This is a genomic window from Paucibacter sp. XJ19-41, assembly GCF_028462495.1.
Lineage (GTDB): Bacteria > Pseudomonadota > Gammaproteobacteria > Burkholderiales > Burkholderiaceae_C > Roseateles_E.
This window is the reverse complement of the sequence record NZ_JAQOWX010000282.1, coordinates 1-791: the sequence shown is the minus strand read 5'-3', so window position 1 is coordinate 791 and position 791 is coordinate 1. Positions and strand designations below refer to the sequence as shown.

The window sequence follows — 791 nt, the reverse complement described above, 5'->3', positions numbered from 1 at the left end:
CCCCCCGCCAACGCCCTGCCGCGCCGGCCGTCGCGCCCAAGGCCGCGCCGCAGCCGCTCAGCGAAGCCGAGATGGAGCGCCTGCAGGCCTTGCTGGACAGCGTGCCGGCGCCGCTGGAGCCGCTGGACATCAGCATGCTGGATGGCTATCTGGTCGGCGTGCTGCTGCAGCCTAAGGCCGTGCAGGCTTTTCAGTGGATGCCTTATGTGCTGGACGGCGAGGGCCGGCCCGCGCCGCAGGGCTTCGACAGCCGGGAACTGATGGCCCTGGCCAAGCGCCGCCACCAGGAACTCAACCGCGCCATCGCCGAGCGCCAGTGGTTCGATCCCTGGGTGTTCGAGCTGGANAACTGATGGCCCTGGCCAAGCGCCGCCACCAGGAACTCAACCGCGCCATCGCCGAGCGCCAGTGGTTCGATCCCTGGGTGTTCGAGCTGGAGGATGAGGCCGAACCTTCCGAAGTCGTGTTCCCCTGGGTGGCCGGCTTTGCACTGGCCACCGATGTGTTCCCCGAGCTGATGCGCCAGGATGCTAGCGAGCTGCTCGAGCCGCTGGCCGCGCTGTTCATGCATCTGGATCCGGACGATCTGGAAGACGCCGACGATCTGCTGGAAGAGATCGAGACGCTGGAGCCGCCCAGTAATCTGGAGGAGGCTGTCGAGGGCTTGGTCAGCGCCTGCTTGCTGCTGGCTGACGTGACCCGGCCGCAGCCCCGGCCCGAGGCTGCGCGGCGCCCGCCCGCGCGACGCGGCCCGCCGACTCGCGGGCGCTATTGACCCTCAGCGAGTGAAC

General features: G+C 69.1%; 2 protein-coding genes. Both read left to right on the top strand.

Annotated elements, in window-relative coordinates; all coding sequences use genetic code 11:
* Positions 1–71 precede the first annotated feature (71 nt).
* Positions 72–353: a YecA/YgfB family protein gene (locus PO768_RS28990; RefSeq protein WP_442953329.1), complete on the top strand. Its 282-nt coding sequence runs from the start codon at positions 72–74 to the stop codon at positions 351–353.
* The gene (locus tag PO768_RS28985) at positions 353–775 is read left to right on the top strand and encodes a hypothetical protein (protein WP_272648819.1); all 423 of its coding nucleotides are present in this window, start codon (positions 353–355) and stop codon (positions 773–775) included. Before PO768_RS28990 ends, PO768_RS28985 begins: the two co-directional genes overlap by 1 nt.
* Positions 776–791: the final 16 nt, after the last annotated feature.

Excerpts from the sequence above, each read along its gene's own strand:
- PO768_RS28985 (WP_272648819.1), top strand. The coding sequence starts at position 353 with ATGGCCCTGGCCAAGCGCCGCCACCAGGAACTCAACCGCGCCATCGCC.